This is a genomic window from Psychrobacillus sp. FJAT-21963, from assembly GCF_001420585.1.
Classification (GTDB): domain Bacteria; phylum Bacillota; class Bacilli; order Bacillales_A; family Planococcaceae; genus Psychrobacillus.
Genome location: NZ_LJIY01000001.1, coordinates 771,820 through 795,160 on the forward strand (window position 1 = coordinate 771,820; position 23,341 = coordinate 795,160).

At 36.2% G+C, this 23,341-nt stretch carries 31 protein-coding genes and 1 pseudogene; 3 read left to right on the forward strand and 29 right to left on the reverse strand.

The window, feature by feature from the left end; translation table 11 throughout:
* Positions 1-16: 16 nt before the first annotated feature.
* The 25 genes from AN959_RS03655 to AN959_RS03765 all read right to left on the reverse strand — a co-directional run bounded on the left by AN959_RS03655 (position 17) and on the right by AN959_RS03765 (position 14,601).
* Positions 17-439, reverse strand: a complete 423-nt coding sequence (locus AN959_RS03655) for a hypothetical protein (RefSeq protein WP_056828363.1) — start codon at positions 437-439, stop codon at positions 17-19.
* 5 nt (positions 440-444) lie between these two features.
* Positions 445-606: a hypothetical protein gene (locus tag AN959_RS20930; protein WP_156350718.1), complete on the reverse strand. Its 162-nt coding sequence runs from the start codon at positions 604-606 to the stop codon at positions 445-447.
* Between the two features lie 19 nt (positions 607-625).
* Positions 626-1,072 (reverse strand): single-stranded DNA-binding protein, encoded by a 447-nt coding sequence (gene ssb, locus AN959_RS03660; protein WP_056828365.1) that lies wholly within the window; start codon positions 1,070-1,072, stop codon positions 626-628.
* A 797-nt stretch (positions 1,073-1,869) separates the two neighbouring features.
* On the reverse strand, positions 1,870-2,640 hold the full coding sequence (locus tag AN959_RS03670; protein WP_056828369.1) for a hypothetical protein: 771 nt from the start codon (positions 2,638-2,640) through the stop codon (positions 1,870-1,872).
* A gap of 34 nt (positions 2,641-2,674) precedes the next feature.
* Positions 2,675-2,995, reverse strand: a complete 321-nt coding sequence (locus tag AN959_RS03675; protein ID WP_056828371.1) for a MarR family transcriptional regulator — start codon at positions 2,993-2,995, stop codon at positions 2,675-2,677.
* 107 nt (positions 2,996-3,102) lie between these two features.
* A complete protein-coding gene (locus tag AN959_RS03680) occupies positions 3,103-3,618 on the reverse strand; it encodes a Holliday junction resolvase RecU (RefSeq protein ID WP_056828373.1) in 516 nt (171 codons plus the stop codon).
* 45 nt (positions 3,619-3,663) lie between these two features.
* Positions 3,664-4,374, reverse strand: coding sequence for a hypothetical protein (locus AN959_RS03685; RefSeq protein WP_056828376.1), 711 nt, complete (start codon positions 4,372-4,374; stop codon positions 3,664-3,666).
* A gap of 51 nt (positions 4,375-4,425) precedes the next feature.
* Complete coding sequence (locus AN959_RS03690; RefSeq protein ID WP_056828378.1) at positions 4,426-4,821, reverse strand: hypothetical protein; 396 nt, start codon at positions 4,819-4,821, stop codon at positions 4,426-4,428.
* On the reverse strand, positions 4,805-4,993 hold the full coding sequence (locus AN959_RS03695; protein ID WP_056828380.1) for a hypothetical protein: 189 nt from the start codon (positions 4,991-4,993) through the stop codon (positions 4,805-4,807). Before AN959_RS03695 ends, AN959_RS03690 begins: the two co-directional genes overlap by 17 nt.
* Positions 4,994-5,006: 13 nt before the next feature.
* A complete protein-coding gene (locus tag AN959_RS03700; protein ID WP_056828382.1) occupies positions 5,007-6,005 on the reverse strand; it encodes a hypothetical protein in 999 nt (332 codons plus the stop codon).
* Entirely contained in the window at positions 6,005-6,271 is a 267-nt protein-coding gene (locus AN959_RS03705) for a hypothetical protein (RefSeq protein WP_056828384.1), read from the reverse strand. Before AN959_RS03705 ends, AN959_RS03700 begins: the two co-directional genes overlap by 1 nt.
* Positions 6,268-6,708: a YopX family protein gene (locus tag AN959_RS03710; RefSeq protein WP_056828386.1), complete on the reverse strand. Its 441-nt coding sequence runs from the start codon at positions 6,706-6,708 to the stop codon at positions 6,268-6,270. Before AN959_RS03710 ends, AN959_RS03705 begins: the two co-directional genes overlap by 4 nt.
* Before the next feature lie 160 nt (positions 6,709-6,868).
* Entirely contained in the window at positions 6,869-7,093 is a 225-nt protein-coding gene (locus tag AN959_RS03715; protein ID WP_056828389.1) for a hypothetical protein, read from the reverse strand.
* On the reverse strand, positions 7,090-7,230 hold the full coding sequence (locus tag AN959_RS20935; RefSeq protein ID WP_156350719.1) for a hypothetical protein: 141 nt from the start codon (positions 7,228-7,230) through the stop codon (positions 7,090-7,092). Before AN959_RS20935 ends, AN959_RS03715 begins: the two co-directional genes overlap by 4 nt.
* Positions 7,231-7,242: 12 nt before the next feature.
* Positions 7,243-8,157 (reverse strand): ATP-binding protein, encoded by a 915-nt coding sequence (locus tag AN959_RS03720; protein WP_082460741.1) that lies wholly within the window; start codon positions 8,155-8,157, stop codon positions 7,243-7,245.
* Positions 8,054-8,956: a DnaD domain protein gene (locus tag AN959_RS03725; RefSeq protein ID WP_056828393.1), complete on the reverse strand. Its 903-nt coding sequence runs from the start codon at positions 8,954-8,956 to the stop codon at positions 8,054-8,056. The genes AN959_RS03720 and AN959_RS03725 overlap by 104 nt, the downstream gene beginning before the upstream one ends.
* Positions 8,957-8,986: 30 nt before the next feature.
* The gene (locus AN959_RS03730; RefSeq protein WP_056828396.1) at positions 8,987-9,688 is read right to left on the reverse strand and encodes an MBL fold metallo-hydrolase; all 702 of its coding nucleotides are present in this window, start codon (positions 9,686-9,688) and stop codon (positions 8,987-8,989) included.
* The gene (gene bet / locus AN959_RS03735; protein WP_056828399.1) at positions 9,688-10,410 is read right to left on the reverse strand and encodes a phage recombination protein Bet; all 723 of its coding nucleotides are present in this window, start codon (positions 10,408-10,410) and stop codon (positions 9,688-9,690) included. Before bet ends, AN959_RS03730 begins: the two co-directional genes overlap by 1 nt.
* Before the next feature lie 46 nt (positions 10,411-10,456).
* The gene (locus AN959_RS03740) at positions 10,457-10,765 is read right to left on the reverse strand and encodes a hypothetical protein (protein ID WP_056828401.1); all 309 of its coding nucleotides are present in this window, start codon (positions 10,763-10,765) and stop codon (positions 10,457-10,459) included.
* A gap of 3 nt (positions 10,766-10,768) precedes the next feature.
* On the reverse strand, positions 10,769-12,721 hold the full coding sequence (locus AN959_RS03745; RefSeq protein WP_056828403.1) for an AAA family ATPase: 1,953 nt from the start codon (positions 12,719-12,721) through the stop codon (positions 10,769-10,771).
* Between the two features lie 93 nt (positions 12,722-12,814).
* The gene (locus AN959_RS03750) at positions 12,815-13,036 is read right to left on the reverse strand and encodes a hypothetical protein (RefSeq protein WP_056828406.1); all 222 of its coding nucleotides are present in this window, start codon (positions 13,034-13,036) and stop codon (positions 12,815-12,817) included.
* Positions 13,033-13,248 carry a hypothetical protein gene (locus AN959_RS03755; protein WP_056828408.1) on the reverse strand — a complete coding sequence of 72 codons (216 nt, stop codon included), beginning with the start codon at positions 13,246-13,248 and terminating at the stop codon, positions 13,033-13,035. The genes AN959_RS03750 and AN959_RS03755 overlap by 4 nt, the downstream gene beginning before the upstream one ends.
* A complete protein-coding gene (locus AN959_RS03760) occupies positions 13,241-13,969 on the reverse strand; it encodes an antA/AntB antirepressor family protein (RefSeq protein WP_056828410.1) in 729 nt (242 codons plus the stop codon). Before AN959_RS03760 ends, AN959_RS03755 begins: the two co-directional genes overlap by 8 nt.
* Positions 13,970-14,131: 162 nt before the next feature.
* Positions 14,132-14,296 (reverse strand): hypothetical protein, encoded by a 165-nt coding sequence (locus tag AN959_RS21240; RefSeq protein WP_172794309.1) that lies wholly within the window; start codon positions 14,294-14,296, stop codon positions 14,132-14,134.
* An 89-nt stretch (positions 14,297-14,385) separates the two neighbouring features.
* Positions 14,386-14,601: a helix-turn-helix transcriptional regulator gene (locus tag AN959_RS03765; protein WP_056828412.1), complete on the reverse strand. Its 216-nt coding sequence runs from the start codon at positions 14,599-14,601 to the stop codon at positions 14,386-14,388.
* Positions 14,602-14,791: 190 nt separating this feature from the next.
* Between AN959_RS03765 and AN959_RS03770 the strand changes: the two genes are divergently transcribed.
* The 3 genes and pseudogenes from AN959_RS03770 to AN959_RS20940 form a co-directional block, all read left to right on the forward strand.
* On the forward strand, positions 14,792-15,427 hold the full coding sequence (locus AN959_RS03770; RefSeq protein ID WP_056828414.1) for a LexA family transcriptional regulator: 636 nt from the start codon (positions 14,792-14,794) through the stop codon (positions 15,425-15,427).
* Positions 15,428-15,470: 43 nt separating this feature from the next.
* Positions 15,471-16,907 carry a recombinase family protein gene (locus tag AN959_RS03775; protein ID WP_056828416.1) on the forward strand — a complete coding sequence of 479 codons (1,437 nt, stop codon included), beginning with the start codon at positions 15,471-15,473 and terminating at the stop codon, positions 16,905-16,907.
* Positions 16,908-16,916: 9 nt separating this feature from the next.
* Positions 16,917-17,135: pseudogene (locus AN959_RS20940) on the forward strand (manganese catalase family protein); the annotation flags it as partial.
* Positions 17,136-17,189: 54 nt separating this feature from the next.
* On the opposite strand, the gene AN959_RS03785 reads toward AN959_RS20940, so the two are convergent.
* From AN959_RS03785 to dacB, 4 genes are all read right to left on the reverse strand, one after another.
* A complete protein-coding gene (locus AN959_RS03785) occupies positions 17,190-18,746 on the reverse strand; it encodes a histidine kinase N-terminal 7TM domain-containing protein (protein WP_253278863.1) in 1,557 nt (518 codons plus the stop codon).
* A gap of 185 nt (positions 18,747-18,931) precedes the next feature.
* A complete protein-coding gene (locus AN959_RS03790) occupies positions 18,932-21,025 on the reverse strand; it encodes an MMPL family transporter (RefSeq protein WP_056828419.1) in 2,094 nt (697 codons plus the stop codon).
* A 100-nt stretch (positions 21,026-21,125) separates the two neighbouring features.
* The gene (locus tag AN959_RS03795) at positions 21,126-21,701 is read right to left on the reverse strand and encodes a TetR/AcrR family transcriptional regulator (protein ID WP_056828421.1); all 576 of its coding nucleotides are present in this window, start codon (positions 21,699-21,701) and stop codon (positions 21,126-21,128) included.
* A gap of 142 nt (positions 21,702-21,843) precedes the next feature.
* Positions 21,844-23,331, reverse strand: a complete 1,488-nt coding sequence (gene dacB, locus AN959_RS03800; protein WP_082460743.1) for a D-alanyl-D-alanine carboxypeptidase/D-alanyl-D-alanine-endopeptidase — start codon at positions 23,329-23,331, stop codon at positions 21,844-21,846.
* Between the last annotated feature and the right edge of the window lie 10 nt (positions 23,332-23,341).

The window sequence follows — 23,341 nt, forward strand, 5'->3', positions numbered from 1 at the left end:
TTCCAGTAATACAGGTTTAATCAAGATCTAATGATCCACTTTGCTTTGTACAGATACTTCCAAACTGAGAAGCCACATTCCTTATATACCCATAAGACTTACCTAACTCTTCAGCGATTTGTTTATACGATTTATTCTCCATATACTTCATTCGAGCAATTTGATAATTCAACCCTTCAAGCTTATTAATTTGTTCTTCTGTCTCTTTTTTTATATCTTGATAGAATTCAAGCATCTTCTGAAGCCTGTGCTTCTTGTCATGGTAAACCTGAATATTGCCTACCGATGCAATAACTCCAAAGTCATCTGCACCAGTACCAGTGAATGGAAGCTTGCCTCTTCCAAACCAATAGTCCAAATCAATATCCACCTGTAATAATTGCGTTTCGATGATATCAATCTTTCTACACAGATCAACGTAATTCTTTATGATTTCCATTCACTTCACCCCTTTTGAAATTCTTTCCCGTAAGCTTTGTGATAGTAGTGAAGAGCCATTTCAAAATGATACTGTCGAACTACCGATTGATTAGCATTAAAAGAATTTCCTTTTCTAATGTGATAGTCGGCAAATAACCCATACCATAGAGCTTTAATCAATTTCACATTTTTCACCCCTTGTTATTTAGAAAGGTAGTTCATCATCCGACACTTCAAATGGTCCTTCCCTGTTAGCGAATGGATCTTCATCAACCCTCGTATAATTCTGTTGAGATTCATACGTATTGCTGTTGTTTTGTGAAGCTTGTCCATTCCTTGGTTCTAAGAACTGAACACTATCTGCAACAACATCAGTCGTATATACACGCTTGCCATCTTGCCCTTCGTAACTACCAGTTTGGATTCGACCTTCTACTCCCGCTAAGCTACCTTTACTCAAATAATTTGCAGCATTCTCGGCTTGTTTTCTCCAAACTAAGATGTTTATAAAGTCGGCTTCTCTTTCCCCTTGTTGGTTAGAAAAAGTACGATTGACTGCTAATGTAAATCTAGCCATTGCTACACCACTTGGAGTGTATCGGAGCTCTGGATCCTTTGTTAACCTTCCGACTAGTACAACTCGGTTAATCATTCTTTCACTTCGCTTTCTTTTTCAGATTCTGATTACTTCTCATATGACTTGGATGCTGTACTACATATTGCTGATTATTGAATCTAATTAGCGTTGCAACGCCCTTCTTTTCCTTGATAATTTCCACAGGACTTTGATAAAGAAGTTTTAAAAAATGTTTTTCTTGTTTATTTGTATAGTCAGAAATTATCAACTTTTTGCCACCCCTTTTAACTAAAATGATTTTTATTTCATACAATGATGTAATGCACAATCCTTATGAGGAGGTGGGCATAAATGCGGAAGGTTATTGTTGTAAAACTAATTTTTCTAGTTATCGAAATAATAACTAGAAAACTGTTGCAGTAATAATCAATAAGTATTTAGCAAAAAGGTTTCGACCAGTCGTTGATTGGTTGAACTGACGTCAAAAGTAAACTATTATTAAATCGAATTTTTACCACGTTTTTTATAAGTTGATTTATAACCAATCAATACTTGTGTTGATTGGGAGCTGTCATATTATAATTAAATTTTTAAACATACATAAGCAACATCTTTTTATTTCGCATTATGTTCGAAACGTGTCACTCACTTTAGGCGTTTGCCTTACATACCTTTCTATTTTGGAATAAGCTATAAAACAACTGTTAGGTGGGCATTGTCCTCATTGTTCTGCCTTTAGTTGGAATCAATTACTCGTTTAAAACACCTTTTTTCTGTTCATACTTTACAAACTAGATCCAAATCAGTCGGGAAAGTCTGATATTGGTTCTAGTCTTTTTTGTTTTTTAGACGTACTATGCTCGAACTGATCATCAACTTATGAAACAACCACAGCCACCCATATCGTAAAAATCAAGCTGTTTAGAACCTGTTTCATATTCTTCTCTAAGTTGTTGTAACGATAGGTTTTCTGGAATATTGTCACGAGTTCTTTTTAAAATAGTTACCTCTTGCCCTAAATACTCCTGCATTTCTTTTTCGTAGTTCTCCATCCACTCAAATCTCTCTGGAAAGTGTCGAAGTAGATTTAAGAAATGCCCTTGTCCACCTTTTACACACATTCCTGCACAATTGTTATGAGAGAATCCAAGGTCGTACAGCCTAGGCGTTGCAATACCCAATTTGTTAAGTTCTTTAAGCATTTCATCTTTATTAATTAATGGTTCTTCACACATCGGGAATTCAACTTTGTATGGTGCCCAATTCTCTACTGGCTTAATTTTTCGATGCTCTTCTGTCCAATCAATACCAAGATATAAGACACATTCACCTGGCTTGAATTTGTCCTTTATCCACTTATCAGCAGTCTTTTGCTTTAAATGATGTGAACATTGAGCGAGTCGGCTATTACCTAACCACCTAACATCTTTGAATACTTCCCAAGGGGTTCTTCCGTCCTCGATACGGACATATTCTGCCCCTATTTCTTCGACTGTTTCATCTATGAATCTATATAAATCTTCATCTTCTATGAGAGTATCGGTGAAGAGGAGAATGACGTTTTCTTTCCCATGTTGTTCAACTACTCTTTTTGCAGTCATCCAGCTACCAATCCCACCTGAATAGAAAACTATATGTTTCATGTTTTGGCCTCCTTTCACTGTTTGGTCGAACTGTTTACCATCCGAACGCTTTTGCAAATGCCTCTTCTTCTTCCTTTTCTAATGTTGAATATAATTCTAATGCATGTGCTTTTGCCGTTAAACAATACCCCTTTAATGGAGGATATGGCTTATAAGATAACTCGCAAAATCCGCCTTTGCTTATTCCTTTAACAAGATAACCATCCTCAATCAATGTTTTTATGCGTTTCCTTACATAATAAGGCGTTGTGTTTAACCTCCTTGCCAACGCTCCAATATGTGCTACGCCATCACTTTCATAATTTAGGGTTATTCTTATTACTTCTTTAAAAACTTCCATTTTACTTACTTTCATATGGATCTCCTTCCTACACATTTTGTGTCTAGTACGTCTTACAAACAATTTTTTAAATATTTCCACATTTTATCCACAATGTTGATAACTCTTCTAATCCTCTTAAATCACACTGATTTTAAGAAATGCAGCACATACCCTTTATCACTCTTGACTAGATCGCATTGCATCACAAAGTCCTCATAAGGGATGGATTTACGACCATCCCCGATATAGTTTTTCCAAGCTTGCTCTAGCATTTCAAAAGGTAGAAGGTATGTCTCGTACTGCCTTTTCGTAAAAGAAACTAGTAGAAACGCTTTTGCCCCTTTTTGATGCCATGATTTTAATATGTTGAACTGGTGCTCGTGTACATTTTTCAAAGGAAAACTTGTGGTGATATTAGTTTCTTTCGCATCGAATACGATTGCTCGTCCATCTTTCACCCCAAAATAATCGACTAGCTCACCTTTAGTAACATGACCTGAGATTTTTCCTTTCACATTGCTAATGATCTTTACTGGTGTTGGTATTTTGCGTATATCCGCAAAACCCTTATTTCGATACTGCGTATTTGTCATATCTATTAATTTTTCAAGTCCTGCACCTCTGTTAGCGTGGGATTGATTGTAAAGTTTTCTCATTTTGCCACTCCTTATATAGTGAAAGGGGCATGAAGCCCCTCACCTTTAGTCGATGATATAAACTTTTTTTGCTTCAATTTCTTCCGATAGTTCATTACTTAAATACTCCGCAATGTTTGCCATTGCATTAAGCTCCCAAGCACCACCATCAGCTTCAAATAATCCAACTCTACCGCCTTCTTTAAGTCGTAAAACGAACTCTGATTCTGGTTGTGATACTTCTGCAAATGTGCGGAATGGTTTGAGTGTTACTGGATTTGGGATGTTTATATTTTCTACTGTCGCAACCCCTGTTTTCGCAGTAACACGTTGGCTCAATCCATCATCGATGGTTGTAACAGCACTATCTTCAACAATTGAACTGATTACTTTTAGGACCGTTAATTTGTGCTCGTTTTGAACAAAGCAAGCCTGCAGCATGATTTGGAATTTTTCACGGTCGATAAACTGTTCAAATGTAATGGATGGAAGTAATGCCCCCGCTTTGATATATGTGCGACGATCATTTACATCATTCAGAGAATCAAAAACATTCACTTCCGTTGGAGATTTAACGTGAATCATTAGCGAGCGTTCATGGTCGAAGTTTGACTTTACGTAATCAACTAGACCCGATAGACTTCGAACATTAATTTCACCAACAGGTTGCTCTTTATCCAAACGGTACAGTTGGTTTGTAGAATAAATTTTCCCTGAAGCTTCAATTGTTTCTGGACGTTTTAAATCTAATAAATATTGAACGAATTCTTTTAACATGTAATTTTCCTCTTTTCGGTTTTTAGTTTTTGGTTGATAGAGTAATAGATCTTATTTGAACTGGACTACTTTTTGATTTACTGGTTCTTCTGCAGGAAGTGGCTTTCCTTTGTCGTCCAGGATTTCCCCATTGTCACTTATGAATGCTTGTCCTGGAATACCGCTTTTTAGTTCAGCACCAGTGATTTTTCCATCTGGTGTATAATCAATGATTAATTCAGTTTCAACACCAACTGCAGGTACTAATGTAGATTTTGTATCTACAATCACATTTGCAAGGTTACGCTTTTCATTTGCTTTTAACGTAATGCTTACAGTAACCTTTCTAGCTTTTTTGTGGTCCGTATTTGGATCTGCGATATTATCAAGTGCTTTCTGCAGCTCGATATTTACCTTTTCAGCTAGAGCACCACTTGCGAATGTGTTTAAATCAATGATTGGTTTCATGTATATTCCCTCCGATTTTTGGTTTTTGTAATGGAATGCCGTTTTTATTGACGTTTGGCTGTTCTTTTCTCCAACCTTCCGCCTTTAAACTGGCAATCTCTTGTTTGGTTAAATGTCCACAAACTACTAAACTATGGCGGTCGATAGATTTGAAAAGTGTAGTAATTAACAATGTAGATCACATCCTAATTTCCGATAGCTTGACGTTCAACCAGTTCATCCAGCTGTGCTACAAAACCGACATGTTGCTCCATCAACCAAACATTAATTTGTTCCGTGCGTTTCAATTTATAGAGCATTGCTTTAACTCGAGTGAGTTCGCTTGATTGGTTGCGTTGATCTACTTCTAAATTTCGGTAATCTGCCTGGAAAGCAATCAGTTTATCGATAGCTTGTCTTTCTGCCTTTTGTGCAAGTTCTAATTGCATTGACATTTTGTTGTTATGATCTTTTAATCCCTCTACTTCAACTTCAAGAGCCTTAATGTACAAGTTAGCTTCATAAAGTTTTTCGACGCTATCATCTTTTTCTACTGCTGCCACTTTTGTTTCTTCGGAAAATGCAGTATGTGAATCAACATTTTCTTTTTGAGCTATTTCAACAACTGGAGTACTCGGCTTAGCCTGTTTAGTCAAATGGTTTAAACTCTTAAATTGATAAACTGAACCAACCTTAATATTTAAGCGTTCTGCGATTTGCTTATCGGAAAGTCCTTTCCCACTCAATTCCTTATATACTTCAACCGTCAGCTTCACCAAGTTAGCCTCCATTTCTTTTTGTTTCTTGTGTTTTGGAGTACCGCCAGAAAGAACTAAATCAGTAACACCATTTGCATTCTTCCAAGCGACTAACTGATTGGTATTCAATTTGTATTGCTCTCGAATCAATTTATCGCTTACCCCTTTAGTTTTTAATTCGCGATATTTATCAGCTGTTAGATCCGTATCTACTTTTAAAGGCTGTTTCTCTTTGTCATCTGCCTTACCAGGTTTAAGGTTTAACCCCTTGTATTTTGCTTCGTACTTTTCAGCTTCACCACTTTCGAAAAAGCGGATTATTTTATCATTGTTGCTCCATAGCTCATTAATGTTAGGAACAACGTCTTTTAGAATCATCAAACGTACTCGATACCCTTTTAAATTCTTACGCTGTTCCTCTAGTTTTTTCCGTTCAGCAGGTAACATCAATTCCACCCCCTAAAACATGATTCAAGAAGATTTTCACTATATGGAGTAAGCTTTAACTTCGGACCTTTCGACCTTGCATCATGCCTACTCACGTGCTTGTAATCTTCAAAACTACGAACCTTTGAAACTACAAATGCTATTTCATGTTGTTCTTTTAATGTGATGTCATTAGATGTAACTACATTAATGATTCGTGCATCTTCCTGAATAACTTCTAGAGGCTTGGATGATGTGTTTTTGTATGCTTCGCCACTCCATCTCATTGGGCTACCTCCAGTAAGTGAGGATGCTCGTATATGTTTCCGATAACTTCACATCTATGAGCGAATAATTTTATGCCACTGCATTTCTTTACAAAATTTCCTTCCGCATCATATTTACGGCACTTATTTAAAACATATAATCCACTAGGAGTCTGACTAACTACCCCGATGAAATAACCTTCTTCTATACACTCATCACCTAAAGGAGAACCATCGTAAGCGTATTCTGTTTTCCAAATATCAAATTCGCGTTTAGCGATGTCACCCTTGAAGATGTCAATATAGTTTTTGTCTTTTAGGCCTGTGTATTGCATAAGTTCTGAAACGTGTTTTTCGGTATCCCAAAGTCCTAAAACGTAAGTTACTGAACAACCTTCAAAACCATAAACCATCTCTTTAACTTTGGTTCTAAAAAATCGAAACTTAATCTTACTCATGACTCCACCGCCTTCTTAACAGCCAGGATGCTCAACAGTGTGAAGTAATCCAACGAGCTTAATTGCTCTCCTTTGCTTCCTTCATGGATGCCATAGCAGTTTAATTGTTGGATGAGACCCTGTCTCTCGGATTCTCTAGATAGTTTGATAGATTTACCAATCATGACTTAACCTCCAACTCTGGAGCTTTGTTCATGATGTTATGTGCGAACATAACTTCGTCTCCTAATTTGTATATCAGAATGCAATCTCGATCCATGCCATACCGCAAAGCAATGTAAGTATTGCCTTTGTTTCTGTATGTTTCTAATCTAGAATTGTTATTAAATGCTTGTTTTGCTTCTTCAAGAAAATCTAAATCTTCTTGGTATATTTCTCCTTTCATGGTTTAACCTCCAGTCTTTTTTTAGCTTCTTGGAGCTTCTTTTCGATTAGCTCCATGCGTTTCCTGTTCGCTTCGTGATCAATCGGTCCACTTGGTTGGACAAAATAAAATCCTTGCCCTGGTATCCAATTAGCCATTATCAATCGCCCCTATCCAAACAATATTTTTTCTAATGCCTCATTCTCAGCATTTGCTTCTTGATCTCTAATCGATTCCTCAGGCATGTAAATTTCAATACACATTTTTTGAATACGACTTTGCACACGGCCTTCTTTATAAATATCTAACAATCCCTCAATCGTTTTGTTTGATGTAAATAAGGTCGTCTTTTTATTTTCTAATCGGTAATCAGTGATATCGAAAAATATTCTTTCCGCAAAATCACTTGGCTTTTCTACCGCGATGTCATCAATTACAAGTACTTCAACATTTCTGAACATCGTTACAATTTCACTTTCCGATGTTTCTGCATTATCTCCAAAGGTTTTTCTGATTTGAATAAGTAAGTCATTTGCTTTCAAGAAAGCCAAATCCACTCCATGAACCTTCATTAAAGCGTTAGCAATACTTGAGACTAGTCTTGTTTTACCAGAACCTTTTACTGCGCTAAAAAGGTATAAGCCTTTACCATGCTCTTTCATAGATTCATAGTTTGTAACAAAGTTACTTGCGGCCTTTTTAGCAATCGTTGCTAACTCTTTATCTTCTCTTGAACTGTATTTATTCACGTCAAACGAAGCGACTGTCGCGTCTTTAAAAATTGTTGGGATGCTTGATAAATCCAGTTTGCTGTTTATTTCTTTTTGTTTTACCAGTTGTTCGTAGCAATCACATTGTTCTTGCCATTCGTCGATTTCTCCTGGGATCTTGGAATTTCTTTTTGACCAGTCTTTAATCCATATCCACCCTGTACCGTCACATTTGTGATAAGGGCACTTTTCAGAAGGTTTAGTTAATACCTCAATCGGATTTGATTCCAGCGATTCGTTTACGTCTTTCATTCGCTTCGCTAATTTTGGATTGGCTTTCATCATGTCCTGCAGAACTTGGCTTATTGGTTGCATTAGTTACACCTCGCTCTCGTTTGGGATTGGTTAAAATCTTTTTGGTGTAATTCAAGCTGTTAGATCCATTCAATCTAGTTTCTTTCATAGCTTGGATTACTTTTTCTTCGCCAAAATCATCTATCAATTCACCTAGTTGATCTCCAACAAAAGAGCTTAATGTGCCAAATCCCTCTTGTTCATAAAATAGAAATGGATTCATTTTTTTAAATGCCTTATCATCATCTTTATTTTCTTTATTAGCATTATTAACATTATTGTTTGTGTTCACTTGTTGTTCATCTGTTGTTCGTTTGTTGTTCATCTGTTGTTCACTTTCGCTAACCGAAAACTCTGTATCCGTTGATAAATAAGGACTTATTGAGGTATTTTGTTGTTCAACTTTTGAAGATTTTTTTACAAACCCTTCATTTTGTCGTTCAAATAGCTCATTTTTGTTGTTCACTTGTTGTTCATATTGTTGATGTTCAGTCCAGTTAGATATTGTAACCACGCTGTATTTGGTGGTGGTTTTGATGTTCAACATATGCCATTCTTCAAAATTCTTCAGCCATCGCCACAGCGTTATCGATGACACGACTTCATCTCTCCTTGCACCCTTATTAAACTCATCTGCAAGTGCATGTCGACCTGTAACAAATTGTCCTGGTTCTAATTTCACCATTTGATTACCAACTAAATGTTTGTGTTCTTTATGCGAAGCTTTCATCAGGCAATGAATCCAGAGTTTCAGCATGAAGGCATTTGAATAGATAGGGTTGTCCATAAGTTTTCTGTGCAAACTAATCCATCCTGCCATACCGCTTTCCCTCCTTTCTCCTGCAGGACTTCATGGAATATGAATCAATTTACCGGTTACTCTAGCTACCTCTTGTCTAATTAAAAACTCATCGCTATTTGAATCCGATAGATGCAGCAACCATATTTCTTGTAACTTAGAGAGGTCATTTGCTTTCAAAAATTCAAGTACATTTTCTAAACTAAAATGCGACTTCATCACTCGACTTCTCATTGATTTATGAATACGACCACTTTCTACATTTGCATCTAACACTGATTGGCAGTAATTACACTCCACCATTAAGTGTGTAAGCCCTTGAAACTTGTATTTGATGTAATATGTGTCAGTTGCAAACAAGAGCTTGTCCCCATCTTTATTTGCTAATAAGAAGCCAAATGGTTCCGAAACATCGTGTTGTACATCAAATGGCAAGATGGTCCATGTTCCCACTGTGAATTGCTTTTTGTTCTCAACTGTTTTGATTCGATGATGATCGATTCCAATAGCATCTTTCGTTCCTGTACTCATGTAACATTTGATTCCTGCATTTAATAAGGCATTTAGTCCTTTGCAATGATCTTGATGCTCATGTGTAACTAAACATGCAGCTATATCAGTTGTTTCAAAGTTTAATTTCCGTTGAATCTGTTTGAAGGAAATACCGCACTCGATCAAGATGGGTGTAACCCCATCCGTCACGTAGTAGCAGTTACCTTTACTTCCGGTTGCTAATGTTTGGATCTCTATCATTAGAATCCGGGTCCTTGTTCTTTATCAGGGATAATTATTTCTTGTTCATATCCCTCTTCTGGAAGTACTTCTTCTGCTTGGATATCAATAATTTCTTGGTTAGCATTTTGTTCTATCTCTTTTTCAATCACACGTTCTTCTGCAGGTTTATTGGATACTTCCTCTTCTGTATGCATTGCACCAAGTGACTCTGGAAAAGCTTCTCTTAGTCCATTCACAACAGCAGATTTTCGAATCATATTCATGGGCATTTCTTTCCAAGTAGCTTGATTTTTACCGAACTCTTTAAAGTCAATTTTGGTTACGATAGGCACCTTTCTATCTGAGCGATATACTTTGCACCATCCTCCAATAAGCTTGTCCTTTTCAAGCTTTACTGCACCCTCAATTTCGAGCAATTGACCTTCACGCTCTACAATGATTCCAGCCTCGAAACCTTCATACATTTCATGACCTTCTGCACGTTTCATGAACGCTTCTTTTGATACAATTATTTGCGCTGGACTTGAACCAAACTTGATTAAATAAGCTTCGTTCAAGAAAGGATTCAGCTTTTGGAACTTACACAAATTCATGAACATAACCGTTTCTTGGTCGCTTACATTCCCGTTACCGCGTACTAGGTATTGTTTGATTGTGTTACCTGATAACTTAACTTCTTCACCATTAACCTCGAATTTGATTGGATGTGTCATTACTTCGTTTTGAGTTGCATTAGTCATATTTAATTCCTCCTGTTGTGTGTTATAAGATAGATTAAGTTTTAATTTATATAGATGATAATGCAGCGCTTATTTCTTCTTCTGCATCTTCTTGTGAATATCGCTTTACTATGCGAATTGGATATCCCATTTCAAGCAATGTATTATGATCAGATGAAAAATGAGATGGTAATTCTACTACAGTTTTCAAAGTAGTTATTTCGTTAACATCTTTGATATCAGTTTCTTTTACTTCATTTTCAATCGAATGAGATAGTATTGTTTGAAGACGTTCTCTAGCTTCAACTTCATTTGAAGCAACTACAATACTTGGCACTTCTAAAGTTAACGTGGTTTTAAACACAAATTTTTTCATTGGTTATTCCTCCACTCTCAAAGTCTTGTCTTGCTCTGAAACTACCAAACTAATAATCTGTGCATCTATTGCATTCAACTTAGTTACGGCCTCAGCATTGTCTACAAAGATTGGTGCTACAATTCCGAAATGATTGGAAAGCGTTTCGATGATATCTAGACCTACATTGATACGCATTGCGTTATTCAAAGAGCTGTAAGGAACACCGTTATAAGTTGTTTCACAGACTTCTTGAAGTCCTCCGTTGATTTGGTTATCGAACAATTTGAAACGTGCCAGTTTGAATTTGGAGTTGATTTTTTCGGTTAGGAGTTCCACTTTTCTGCGGATGAATTCTTCTGTTAGGAACACTTGATGCTCGAGTTTTTGATACTCTTTTGTGAGCATTTCTTCTTGATCTTCGTATTCTTGGATGCGAGCTTTCAAATTGTCGATGTTCGCATATTTCGCGATTTCAGCATTAAGCTCTCGCTTCTTAGCTTCAAGTTGTGCATTAGCTTCTTTAATATCTTGGACAGCTTGTACAGATTGGTTTTTAATAGTTGCAATTTCTTGTTCTAAAGCTTGTCTTAGATTCATAAACTTAATGTATTCAGGTGATTCAGAAACGTCTTTTATACTCCTGTTTAGCGCTTCTATTTCACCAGTTAGTTTCTCTATTTGTTTTGTTTTATCGCTTCGGATAGCTTCGATTTTTTCGATATTCGAAGCGGTCCCTTTGATATCTTCAAGTAACTGATTTTTCTTTTGAACAAGGGACTTACCCTTATCATCAATTTCCGATAACTTAGCAGCCTTCTTTGAATTAAATGATTCAAGGGCTTTTTGTCGTACAGCTTCTACTTGTTCAACAGGTAAGTCCTGTTTACAAGTTGGACAAACACATTCCTCGATATGTTGGAATTGAGTGCTATTTTCTTCAGTCCATTCATTACGCAATTTAACTAGGTCTTCTTCTATTCGTTTGATGTTACTATTTGAATATTCAGTAGCTCGATTTTGTTCATCTATTTGCATATCCAATATTTTTTTATTGCTTTGTTCTTCTTGGAGCTTTGCTTGTAGTTGGTATAGCTTATCTTTTGAATCCGATTCAAAAGCACGTTTAACAGTTTCCAAATCATTCTCGACTTTCTTGAGCTCCAGTTCTTTCGATTGCAAGGCTTGTCCGTTTTGAATATTGTTGATCAGTGTTTTGTTTGCATCGATTTCAGTATCAATTTGATTTAATTCGTTACGAATTGCATCGATGTCTATGGATCCTTCTGGAATCGATTTATTGATTTCGTCAATACGAACCGGAATCATTCTTAAGTCGTCATTAATTATTTTTCTACGTTCACCAATGACTTTTCGATGATCTTCCAATGAGCGACCTTTTAATATAAGAGCTAGGCCTTTCAATTGGTTATCAGATGCAAATACTTCATCATCAGAAATATCACCACAAATATCAATTAACAGCTTTCTTCGGTCCTGCCATTTAATTTGTTCATTGAAGAAAATAGGACTGGTGATTAATTTGAATAGCTCCTCTTCCACAATTTCAGCAACAAAGTCCATATACTCTTTCTTCTTTTTAGGTACTTCATCAATGTAATATTTAGTCTTGTGCCCGCTAAATTCTTTTGTTGCAGATCCACGTTTCTGAACCCAATCCTCTGAGTACACCTTTTTCAAAGTCACTTCTGTTCCATCAATTTCAAAAGTAGCTTCAACCGTATGGTTCAGGTTATGGATTTCATCCCCAGTAGACTCTAATAATTTGATAGCAAAGTCTTTTTTGTTTTGTGAATCCTTATCGAATAGCAACCAAAGGAATGAATCAAAAATACTTGTCTTTCCTGTAGCATTGTCACCAAAAACACGGACACTAAGTCCATTAGTAACAAGCGAAAAATTCTTTACTCCCTTGAAGTTATCAAGGTTCATTGATAGCAGCTTTACGTTCTTCATTGTTTTCCTCCTTTGACATTATGGAGGGTCCTCGTTTACACTGTAGGTAGATTATTGTGTAAGAACCCGAACTCGTTGCGCCAACAACGGGTTTTATTTTTTGTCTTCATTTACTTCTACTACTTCACTTTCCATTTCAACGAATCGCATAGCTTCCATAATTGCATCCACTTTAGTATCTTGAATTGCATAAGCTTGTTTTGCTGTTACCATGTCCTCGATAGTGTCTGAAGTTGCTACATCATGGGCAAGTTCATCTAGTATTTCTTGTTCATCAGCAAACCACTGAGATATTTTTATTAATAGTTGATTCATGCTTTTAACCTCCCTTCAAGTTCTTTGATCTTGCGGTCGTAAATTTGAATTTTTCCTCCTAGTTTTTTAATTTGTCCTTTCATTTGAATTGATTGGTCCATTGTTAAATAAGGTGTCAATTCCAGTTTTACTGACAGTTCAATGAGCTTGATCCTTGCCTTATGTTGTGTAGCCTTGAACCGTTTAAGTTTCTTTGTTTTGCTTTCAGCCACTCAAATCACTCCTACTACCAAATTCACTTAGCAATATTTCTGTAAGCTTGACCTGGCCTTTACCAGTAATTAATGTTGTGTGCGATTGAACGTCACCTTCAGAGCGGGAAATGATGGTAGGTCTTAGCTCAAATAAACCTTGTTCAATGAATTGCTGTTTAGGATTGTTTTTCTCTCTACCACTCTTGATGAGATAACCTTTATCTCTCAACCAATCGAACATTTTATTTCGACCGATGTTAATACCATGTTTGTCATAAATGATTTTCACGAAAGCCCCAATATTTACTGCAGCTTCACTCATCTCAACTACTTTCCCAAAATCGGTATAACGCTTGTCTTCTTGAATTTTATTTTCAAGTTCAAGAATTTTTTTGTCTTGGATTTGCATAGCCCGCTTGATAATCATTTCTGGACTATTCCATGCTTTTTCAACCTGAAGGAAATACTGACGCGCTTCTTTTCCTTTATCAGTGCGTTGAATCATTGCTAACTCTTTTGCCATGTCTAACTTCATAGAATAATCGATTAGTTCTTGTTTATTTTGGGGGTGTACCATTTGGTACGGGGTATAATCAAGACCATTTTCAAAGCCGTAACCAGTCATTCTCTCCCACCATTTTGAAAACCGTTCCGCCACTTCCAAAAACTCATGAAGCTCTCGGCCACTAACAATGATTTCCCCTTGCTCATTGTTTTGTGTAGCGATTAGTTGATTCATTTTCACTTCAATCCTTTCGTTTGAGATTTTATAAATGCTTGATGAATTAACATGTAGCGTTCAATAGCAACTAAGGATAAGTATTCCTTTGGTTTTATCTTCATATCTATCACCTTTCTTCTCTCACAATATTTTTTGATAGCTTGTCCACTGTGGCGACTCTTATTGAGCCACCTTACTCACAAGCGTGTGTTCTTTTCCTGTCACCATGTTTGCCCATAAGATTTTGCATTGCTCGGAAATTCCATCGACTTTAGAAGGATCAATTTCTTTTCTTTGACCGTCAACAACTACAAAGTGTTTAAAGGTGTATTTTGTTTTTTCCATATCACCAACCCCCTTATTTAAACTTATGCTTGAGTGTTGATAGGACGACCCTTATAAAAATATTTTCATAAAGTAACGTAACGTTCGTTTTAACTACAGAAATTCTGTAGTTGACCAGCAAAAAAAATAATACTATCAAATGGCACGTTTACGTTTTGAGCAAACCTATAACCTTGATCCATTCGGAAGACACGACGATATTTTTCATATTGAATGTAAGTCTTCTCTGACATCCGCATATTCTTAGCCATTTCGCGCTGAGTTAAACCTGAGAGTACTCTAGACTGCTCTAAAGTGTATTTCATAGTTTTTCCACCTCCTCCATGAATTGAATGTTACTACAGATAAAATGTAGTTTCAAGAACAAAATACATAAATTCTGTAGTTTATTATAAAAATAAGTCTAAAGACTCGTTATAACTGTACTTTTCTACAGTTATAATGTATATTAAATACAGCTAAAGTGTATATTAGAAAATATAGAGGTGAGATCCATTGAAAGTTGGACAGAAGATAAAAGCACTTAGAAAAGAAAAAGGATTGACACAACAAGATCTTGCAAAAATTTTAAAACTTGCCCCGACAGCTGTTTCTGCTTGGGAACGTGATGCGAATAAACCAATGATGGACAAAATTGCGGTTATGTCTGAGTTATTCGGAGTTCCGGTAACTCATTTCTTTGATGTCGGGGAAAACCCTATAAGTATAGTAAGTGAACCGTCTAACATCTACAAAGTCTCACCACGTACAGTTAGAATTCCCGTGCTTGGAGAAATTGCCTGTGGGGATCCTATTCTTGTAGAAGAGAACTATGAAAACTATCGCGACGAATTAGTCGAAAGTCTCCCAGCCGGTAATCTTGTTTACTTACAAGCTAAAGGTGATAGTATGGCTCCTACAATTCCACACGGGTCATTTGTTTTAATAAGAGAGCAAGTGGACGTAGAAAACGGAGAAATCGCTGCAGTATTAGTAAATGGAAATACCGAAGCAACTTTGAAGAGAGTAAAGAAACAAGGTGACGTTATTATACTTATGCCGGACAATTCGGCACACGAACCAATTCTCATTGATAAAAATAACCCAGCCAAAATAATCGGAAAAGCAATTAGATTTACTCAAGATCTTTAATTCAAAATTCTACTCTTTTCACAAATAAGGAGTGATATGAACCATGAGAGTAGCCGCTTATATACGTGTCAGCACTGACGAGCAAGCAGAAAGAGGTAACTCGTTAAATGAGCAACAGGAAAGACTGGAAGCATACTGCAAAGCTATGGGGTGGCCAAAACCGAATATATATCCAGATGATGGATACTCAGCTGGGACTTTAAAACGCCCATTTTTAGAAAAGCTACTTAAAGATATAGAAGAAAATAAAATAGATGTGTTATTAACAACGAAGCTTGACCGACTAACAAGATCGTTGTTTGATTTGTTACAACTGATAAAATTCATGGAAAGTAATAAATGTAACTTCGTATCAGCAACCGAAAATTTTGATACAACTACCGCTGCAGGAAGAATGGTTTTACAGTTGTTAGGAGTATTTGCAGAATTTGAACGTGGTCGAACAAGTGAACGTGTACAAGACAATATGATCTCACTTGCAAAGAATACGGATATAGCACTTTCACGTCCATGTTTCGGATACGACGTTATAGATCGCAGGTATGAGATTAACGAAGAAGAAGCTAAACACGTAAGACATATGTTTGATTTAGCTGAAAACGGTCACGGTACACGAACAATTGCTAAAGAGTTAAATGCCAATAATGTTTTAACGAAACAGGGTAAGTTATGGGATTCGACTAATGTGAGAAGGATATTGACGAATGAAACGATAGCAGGTATGCGGATTCATAACAAACGAAAAAAAGTGAATGGTAAAACAGTGATTAGACCAAAAGATGAATGGATAATTAAAAAAGACAATCATCCAACTATTATCGAATTAGAACGGTTTGAAAGAATCCAAAGTATTTTAGACTCTCGTAAAAGAAACAAACGGCATGCTGAAAGTGAAACATATTTATTAACAGGATTATTGAAATGTGGTCATTGCGGAACGAATATGAAAGGTAGTACTTCTCGTATTAATCGAGCAGACAAACATTATATTTATCATCGCTATATATGTGCATCTTATACTTTAAACTATAGCTGCAAACATCACTTCGCACATCGTGATGAACTTGAAAGTGACGTTATTAATATGATTAAACAAATTGCCGATACTTCTTCATCAGAATTGACAATCAGAATTACCTCAAAATCAAAAACCGATGAAATAAAAGAAACGGAATTACTTTTAGACCGATTAAATAAACAGATGCAACGACAAATAGAAGCACACTCAAAAGGTTTAATTGAAGATGAAGATTTAAAAGCGTCCACTGATAGAGTGAAAGAAGAAAGACAGTTACTTAGATCCAAATTGGAAAAGTTGAAGTCGGACAAAGGTGATACAGACACCGTGAAGAAAAATATTCAGGATTTGATTGATGATATTACTAGTGTGGACAGATTAAAAGCTAAAACTGGAATAATGAAATTAATCGATAGCTTGGTTCTCAAAGATAACAATATCGATGTAATTTGGCGTGCCTAATTTATGTCTATAAAAACAAAAGGAGATCCAATTGCAGATTTATATGAAGACATTGCAGCTGAGGAAAAAGCACGCGCAACCTATCAATGGTTAATCGATATCTCCGATGACCCTGGCGTTAGTGATGCTTTAAGATTCTTAAGAGAAAGAGAAAATATTCACTCGCTCCGCTTCCGGGAAGCAGTAGAGATGATAAAAGACGAAAGAGACCGCAAAAAAGTATTCTAAATTGCTACAGGAGTATTGCAGGTGCCTGGCACCCGTAATACTCCTGTAATACCCCTAACTATATGAATAGATATTGTTTTCCTCATAAGATTCTACGCAATTTCTTCCATTGTTTTTTGCAGTGTATAAAGCCATATCTGCCTGCCGAATTAGGTCTGAAAGAGAATAACGATCCTCCCCCTCTTCAACAATAGCATTAGAGACTCCAAAGCTTGAAGTTACCATAATTTTTTCACCATTAAAAATCGTATAGCTTTCCTCTACTGCCGTTCGAATGCTTTTAGCACGAGCACTAGCTTCTGCTAAAGAGGTTTTTGGCATACATATGATAAATTCTTCTCCGCCATAACGGCCCATAAATTCTGTATTATGTAATTCTTCTTGGACAGTTTTGGTAACTTGCGTTAATACTAAATCCCCTGCTTCATGTCCAAATGTATCATTAATTTTTTTAAAGTAATCGATATCAAACATAATTACCGAGATACTACCACCATTCAGTATTAGATGGTCCATAATCATTTCCGATTTTCTCATAAAAAAAGTTCGATTCAATACTTGAGTCAAGCCATCCAAACTAGCTAGCTTCTTTAGTTTGTCCTGCATATTCACTCTCTCTGTCACATCAATAAAGGTAATAATTTTCCCAACATGTAATCCATTTTTATTCAGAATCGGAGAAAAGTTTATGCGGTAATGTAAAACTTTCTCGTCTAAAGGCATCGTATAGTCGCACTCCTGCTCAGCCTTTATTTTTTCTGAAAGGCTTGATTTATTTCCTAAAATCTCAATAATTGTTTTACCTATTTGCTGCTCGCTCAATGCAGGAATAATAGTTAGCGCCGCTTGATTGAAGTCGACAATTACTTGGTTTTGATTAATAACAATAACTCCTTCCTTCATACTTTCAAATACACTATCTCTGGCAATTGGGGCTACATTGAACATTTTCAAGGAAATAAGAGCCACACCATGAAAGAGAAAGGTGATACTTAAAGAGACAGGACCTAAATCGATACCTTTGCTCCACCCATTTAAATAAAAATAGTTCGCTATGATAGGAGTAAGTAGTCCCGCAACCATCAATAAAATCTGCATTCGAAACATAAATAAGGCATTTCTAAATTGTCTAAGTAATACAACGATAGATATGATTAAGCACAAGAAAACAAAGATAGAGTGAACATAAAACCATGGACCCCAATCAAGTTTTAGTATAGGAGAGGTACTAGTATTCTCTAAATTTAGGGATGTGTAGTATAGATGATGTAGATTATTTGTCTGCATCATGAATATAGTCGTGAAAGGAATAAGAAACAGAACATAGTATACCCAGTGCTTCAGCTTATGCCCTACATACTCCAAACACATCAATAGGACAAACACAGGGATAAAAGGCATAGCAAGATACTCGACACTAAGCCAAAACTTCATTTGTTGTAAAGTGGAGCTTGCTAATTCAAAAGCGTAGGCGAAAGTGAAAACTGATGACAAAAAAGTAACTATAACATATGACTTAGCACCCGGAGCATCCTTAATTTTTATTTGCACGTATAAGCTTAAAAACAAACTGAGCGTGCCAGCCATTATAACGATGAATATGTATGTCAAAATGATAGCTCCATTTCCATTTAATTCATTTTGTTGAATTAATTATATAGCAGAAAATCACCTCCTGCCTAGAAATTTTTATCAACACAAAAGTGTTACTGGTGCCAGGCACCCGTAACACTTTTGAAACATCCATAAAAAATCACTTGGTAGTTTGAGGTTGCTGCTACCAAGTGTTTTGTGTTTTATTTTTTATCTTTTTCAAACAATACGATTAATGCTGGCAGTAGTATTCCTCGAATCAAGAAAGTATCGAGTATGATTCCAACTGCTACGATAAAGCCAAATACAAATAGTAATTGTATAGGTTGTGTCATTAACACGGCGAAAGTTGCTGCGAGGAGGATACCCGCGGAAGAAATAACTCCTCCAGTATGAGAAACTGCTATTTGTACCGCTTTTTTAACCGAGTGTTTTTCCCTTTCTTCCATAAATCTAGAAATTAGAATGATATTATAATCAATTCCTAATGCTACAAGGAATACAAACGAATAAAGAGGAACTCGGTTACTAATTGTATCAATGTCGAAGAAAAGGTTTGTCAAGAACATACCTAGACCAAGTGCTGCCAAAAATGATAATAAGATAGTTCCCATCATGTAAATAGGCATTTTAATGGATTTTGTTAACAAGATCAATAAAACAAAAATCAAAAGTGTTTCTAACAATACGATGACGATTAAATCTCGATTGTTGATTGAGCGGTCATCCACTTGGGATGCTGTTTCACCTGCAAAATAAATATCACCTTGAACGTTGCTATCGCTAACAATGCTCTCTGCGTTCCCTATCATCTGTTCCAATGCATCCATTGATTCCGAAGAATATGGATTTTCTTTAAAAGTTAATTGAAATTGCGCTGCAAGCCCATCTTCGGAAATTCCTGATGCACGTACACTACTTACTAAGTTCTGCTTTGAAAGCTGTTTTATTAAATTTGCCTGCATTTCCTCTGTTATTTCATTTTCAGATTCAAATAGTACTGTCGTTGGTGCGAGATCTCCTTTTTCAAATTGTTCTTCAATAATTTCATACCCTTCACGTGAAGCCATATCACTTGGGAAAGACTTCATCGTATCAAACTCATATTTTAAATTAAACAAGTTCAATGAAGAAATTACTAAAATAGCAAGAATGGAAAGAGCTGCTACAACTGGCTTATTTACAACAAATGAACCGATTTTATTCCATAAAGAGTTTGCTTTTACTTCTTCCTCCCCAAACTTTGGAATCTTCGGCCAGAAAGATTTTCTTCCGAAAAGCGTGAAAAGTGCTGGAATCAATGTAACAGATGCAATCATAATGACGAACATCGTAGTCCCAAATATCGGTGCAAAGTTTTTGTAATCCCCAAATTCAGCAAAGAACAAAACAAGCATTGCTGCAAGAACAGTTCCCCCAGCGAAGGATACTGGAATACCAGTTTCACGCATCGCCCATTTCATCGCATCGAACTTACTTTCATAGTTTTTTAATTCTTCGCGGTATCTTGAGAACACGAATAATGAGTAATCGATTGTCGCAGCAAACAATAAAATAGACATAATAGAAGTTGATTGGCTAGCAAGATCTAATCCTGCTTTTCCAAACAAACCAAGGATTTGATTTACTACTTCGTACACAAATGCTGCGGCTAGTAATGGAATTAAAGCAAGTAATGGAGAACGATAAATAATAATTAGTAGAACCAGTATTATTCCTACAGTAGCCAGTAGTAATACAATATCTGCACGTTCAAATAGCTTTGTTGTATCTACTGCAATTCCAGCGGGTCCTGTCATATAAACAGTAGAGCCTGTTTCCTTTGCTACTATTGTTTTCACTTCTTCTAAACTTTTTTCAAGATCTGAGATTTGCAAAGAAGTAATAAAACTAAGCGGAATGACTGCTGTTTCTTTATCCTCTGAGAAAAATCCTGCAAGCGCTTGAGGAGGTAAGCTACTAAATGGAATGACTTCCTTTAGCCCGTTAATATTAGAAGCACTTACCTTATCTAAAGCTACCCCTATTGCATCTATATTTAATTCAGCCTCTTCCGATTGCAAAACGAGAATAGCTGGAAGACTTTCTGCATCTTTAAAATGCTCATCCATATTTTTTTGCGCAATGACAGATTTAGCATTCTCCGGTAATGATGCAACACTGGAGACTTTGTACTCGCTTGCACTCGGAGCCAATACTGCAAGCAATACAGTTATAACTAGCCAACTTCCGAGGGTAATCCACATTCCTTTTTTACTAGATACAAAATCTGTAATGTGTCGTAAAACGGTCTTCATTTAATCACTCTCCAGTATAATTATTTTAGTGACACTAGTGTCACTTTTAATAAAAAAATATCTGTCTCTTACAATACTTCATAAGTGACAGATATGTCAATTACTCTCCACTGAACATTCCATGACTTAATATTTCTTTTATGGATGCAATCCATTCATCTTGTGGAATGGCAAAATGGTTTGGAATTGCAATTGTTTGAAAGATCATTCCCAACATAACCGCTGTAGGAATATGACTTTTTATCTTATTTTCTTTTCGTCCTAACTCGATAAAGCCTTGGAATTGCTTATACATATCCACATGATATTCACTTAATTTGGATTTGTTATCTTCTACTCTTTTTGTTGTGTTAGAAGGTATTTGATGAATTATTTCCAACACTTGATGGATATTATTATGTTCAAATATGAAATCAATTAATAAATTAAATTGACTTTGAAAATCACCAGTTTTGTCTAGCGCATTAAACTCAAGTAGGAAACGATTCATTTCGTACATAAGAAATTCCGATATTAGTTCGTCTTTATTTTCGTAATACTTATATATACTACCTCTTGAAACATTTAAGACCGCCGCTAATCGACTAAATGTAAATGCTTCGTATCCATCGTGGATAATCATAGATTTTGTAGCATTAAATAATTCTTCATCTGTAAACTTCCGATCTCTTCCCAACGCACTCACCTCGTTCATAACTCAAGTATAGTATACCAAGACTAAACCGAAAACTAATCCATCCAAATAAAAAAATTACAGTAGTGTTACTGGTGCCAGGCACCAGTAACACTACTGTAACATTATCTCTTGATTTTAATTGTTAGTGTTTGAAGTTTGTGATGGCTGTTGCGAATTGGTCGATGACAGGTATTGTGCTAGTCTTTGTGTCTTCGGTTAGTATTGTAAAGATCAACGTTTCACCATTTTGGGTCTTCGCATAGCCGGCAAGTGATTTAATATTTTCGAGGCTTCCTGTTTTCGCCATTATATTCCCTTTTGCAGGGAATCCTTTCAATCGATTTCGAAGTGTTCCCCCAATAAATCGATCTGATGATCCCGCTATTGGAAGGCTCTTTTTATATGTGTTATACCAAGGTTCAGAACGTACAACATAAAGTAATTGAGATAATTGTTCGGAAGTAATTTTATTGGAATAAGACATGCCTGACGCATCCTCGAATTTCCACTGTCTACCATCGAGACCGATAGAACTTGCGTAATCACGCATAGCTTTTAGACCTGCATCCCAACTACCTACCCCATATTTTACTTTCCCCATCTCTTTGGCTAATATTTCTGCATGTGTATTATTACTTAACTTCATAAATGGAATGATTAATTCTTTTAATGGCATCGATTTTCTTGATACGAGCGCTTTAGCATTTTTTGGCGCCTTTCCTTGGGCTACTTTGGAGGTAGATACAAATGTAATACCTTTTGCTTTTAATGAACTTTTAAAAACATCCAATGTATATAAGGCTGGATTTGTCACTGAAATCCATTCTTTTTTCCCAGAAGTGCCTACTGGTGAATTCCCTGTAATAATTACCTTATTAGAACCGACTTGACGAGTAATTTTCAGTGTATTTTTATACCCCTTCGGAACTGTTTTTGATCTATTGACTACTTGTAGCACACTTGTTACAGGTGATAATGTTACTTTCGTAGCTTTACCATTCACTCCTGGCTTCGCTTCCACTATGACTGATCCTGCATCAAAATCTCCATTTGGTGAAAGTGTTAAAGCCGAAATCGGAGCTGCATAATAATAGGGCTCGTCCTCTGCTAAAATCCCTGCGGATAATCGAACAGAATCAAACCAAGTATCATCACCAATTAAATTACCCGAAACTTTTTTAATCCCTTGTTTCGCTAATCCATCCGCAAATTTATCGAGATGTGATTTTAATAAAGTCGGATCTCCTTGACCTCGTAAATACAAGTTGCCATATAACGTTCCCTTTTTCACGGTACCATCAGTTAAAACAGCTGTAGAAAAACGATAATTTTCACCTAGCGTATCTAGTGCAGCTGCACCAGTTAACAATTTCAACGAGGAGGCTGGTGTTATTCCTTTGTCTGGATTATGATGAAAAATCACTTCTCCAGTGGAGGCCTTTCTAACTGTCACACTGGTATTTGCATTTTTCATCCTACTATCTAACATAATATTATTAAGCGTACTTGTTAATTTTGAATAAGTAGTAGCAGCTTCAACACTTGAATTATCTGTTACTGGGATAATTACTGATCCAGCTATCATAAAAACAACAACGACACTAACAAAGAATTTTTGCCAAATATTCACCGTATACCTC

Bases quoted from the DNA above. Each gene is read 5' to 3' on its own strand.
- AN959_RS03655 (WP_056828363.1), bottom strand. From the start codon at position 439: ATGGAAATCATAAAGAATTACGTTGATCTGTGTAGAAAGATTGATATC.
- ssb (WP_056828365.1), bottom strand. From the start codon at position 1,072: ATGATTAACCGAGTTGTACTAGTCGGAAGGTTAACAAAGGATCCAGAG.
- AN959_RS03670 (WP_056828369.1), bottom strand. From the start codon at position 2,640: ATGAAACATATAGTTTTCTATTCAGGTGGGATTGGTAGCTGGATGACT.
- AN959_RS03675 (WP_056828371.1), bottom strand. From the start codon at position 2,995: ATGAAAGTAAGTAAAATGGAAGTTTTTAAAGAAGTAATAAGAATAACC.
- AN959_RS03680 (WP_056828373.1), bottom strand. From the start codon at position 3,618: ATGAGAAAACTTTACAATCAATCCCACGCTAACAGAGGTGCAGGACTT.
- AN959_RS03685 (WP_056828376.1), bottom strand. From the start codon at position 4,374: ATGTTAAAAGAATTCGTTCAATATTTATTAGATTTAAAACGTCCAGAA.
- AN959_RS03690 (WP_056828378.1), bottom strand. From the start codon at position 4,821: ATGAAACCAATCATTGATTTAAACACATTCGCAAGTGGTGCTCTAGCT.
- AN959_RS03700 (WP_056828382.1), bottom strand. From the start codon at position 6,005: ATGTTACCTGCTGAACGGAAAAAACTAGAGGAACAGCGTAAGAATTTA.
- AN959_RS03705 (WP_056828384.1), bottom strand. From the start codon at position 6,271: ATGAGATGGAGTGGCGAAGCATACAAAAACACATCATCCAAGCCTCTA.
- AN959_RS03710 (WP_056828386.1), bottom strand. From the start codon at position 6,708: ATGAGTAAGATTAAGTTTCGATTTTTTAGAACCAAAGTTAAAGAGATG.
- AN959_RS03715 (WP_056828389.1), bottom strand. From the start codon at position 7,093: ATGAAAGGAGAAATATACCAAGAAGATTTAGATTTTCTTGAAGAAGCA.
- AN959_RS20935 (WP_156350719.1), bottom strand. From the start codon at position 7,230: ATGGCTAATTGGATACCAGGGCAAGGATTTTATTTTGTCCAACCAAGT.
- AN959_RS03720 (WP_082460741.1), bottom strand. From the start codon at position 8,157: ATGCAACCAATAAGCCAAGTTCTGCAGGACATGATGAAAGCCAATCCA.
- AN959_RS03725 (WP_056828393.1), bottom strand. From the start codon at position 8,956: ATGGCAGGATGGATTAGTTTGCACAGAAAACTTATGGACAACCCTATC.
- AN959_RS03730 (WP_056828396.1), bottom strand. From the start codon at position 9,688: ATGATAGAGATCCAAACATTAGCAACCGGAAGTAAAGGTAACTGCTAC.
- bet (WP_056828399.1), bottom strand. From the start codon at position 10,410: ATGACTAATGCAACTCAAAACGAAGTAATGACACATCCAATCAAATTC.
- AN959_RS03740 (WP_056828401.1), bottom strand. From the start codon at position 10,765: ATGAAAAAATTTGTGTTTAAAACCACGTTAACTTTAGAAGTGCCAAGT.
- AN959_RS03745 (WP_056828403.1), bottom strand. From the start codon at position 12,721: ATGAAGAACGTAAAGCTGCTATCAATGAACCTTGATAACTTCAAGGGA.
- AN959_RS03750 (WP_056828406.1), bottom strand. From the start codon at position 13,036: ATGAATCAACTATTAATAAAAATATCTCAGTGGTTTGCTGATGAACAA.
- AN959_RS03760 (WP_056828410.1), bottom strand. From the start codon at position 13,969: ATGAATCAACTAATCGCTACACAAAACAATGAGCAAGGGGAAATCATT.
- AN959_RS21240 (WP_172794309.1), bottom strand. From the start codon at position 14,296: ATGGAAAAAACAAAATACACCTTTAAACACTTTGTAGTTGTTGACGGT.
- AN959_RS03765 (WP_056828412.1), bottom strand. From the start codon at position 14,601: ATGAAATACACTTTAGAGCAGTCTAGAGTACTCTCAGGTTTAACTCAG.
- AN959_RS03775 (WP_056828416.1), top strand. From the start codon at position 15,471: ATGAGAGTAGCCGCTTATATACGTGTCAGCACTGACGAGCAAGCAGAA.
- AN959_RS03790 (WP_056828419.1), bottom strand. From the start codon at position 21,025: ATGAAGACCGTTTTACGACACATTACAGATTTTGTATCTAGTAAAAAA.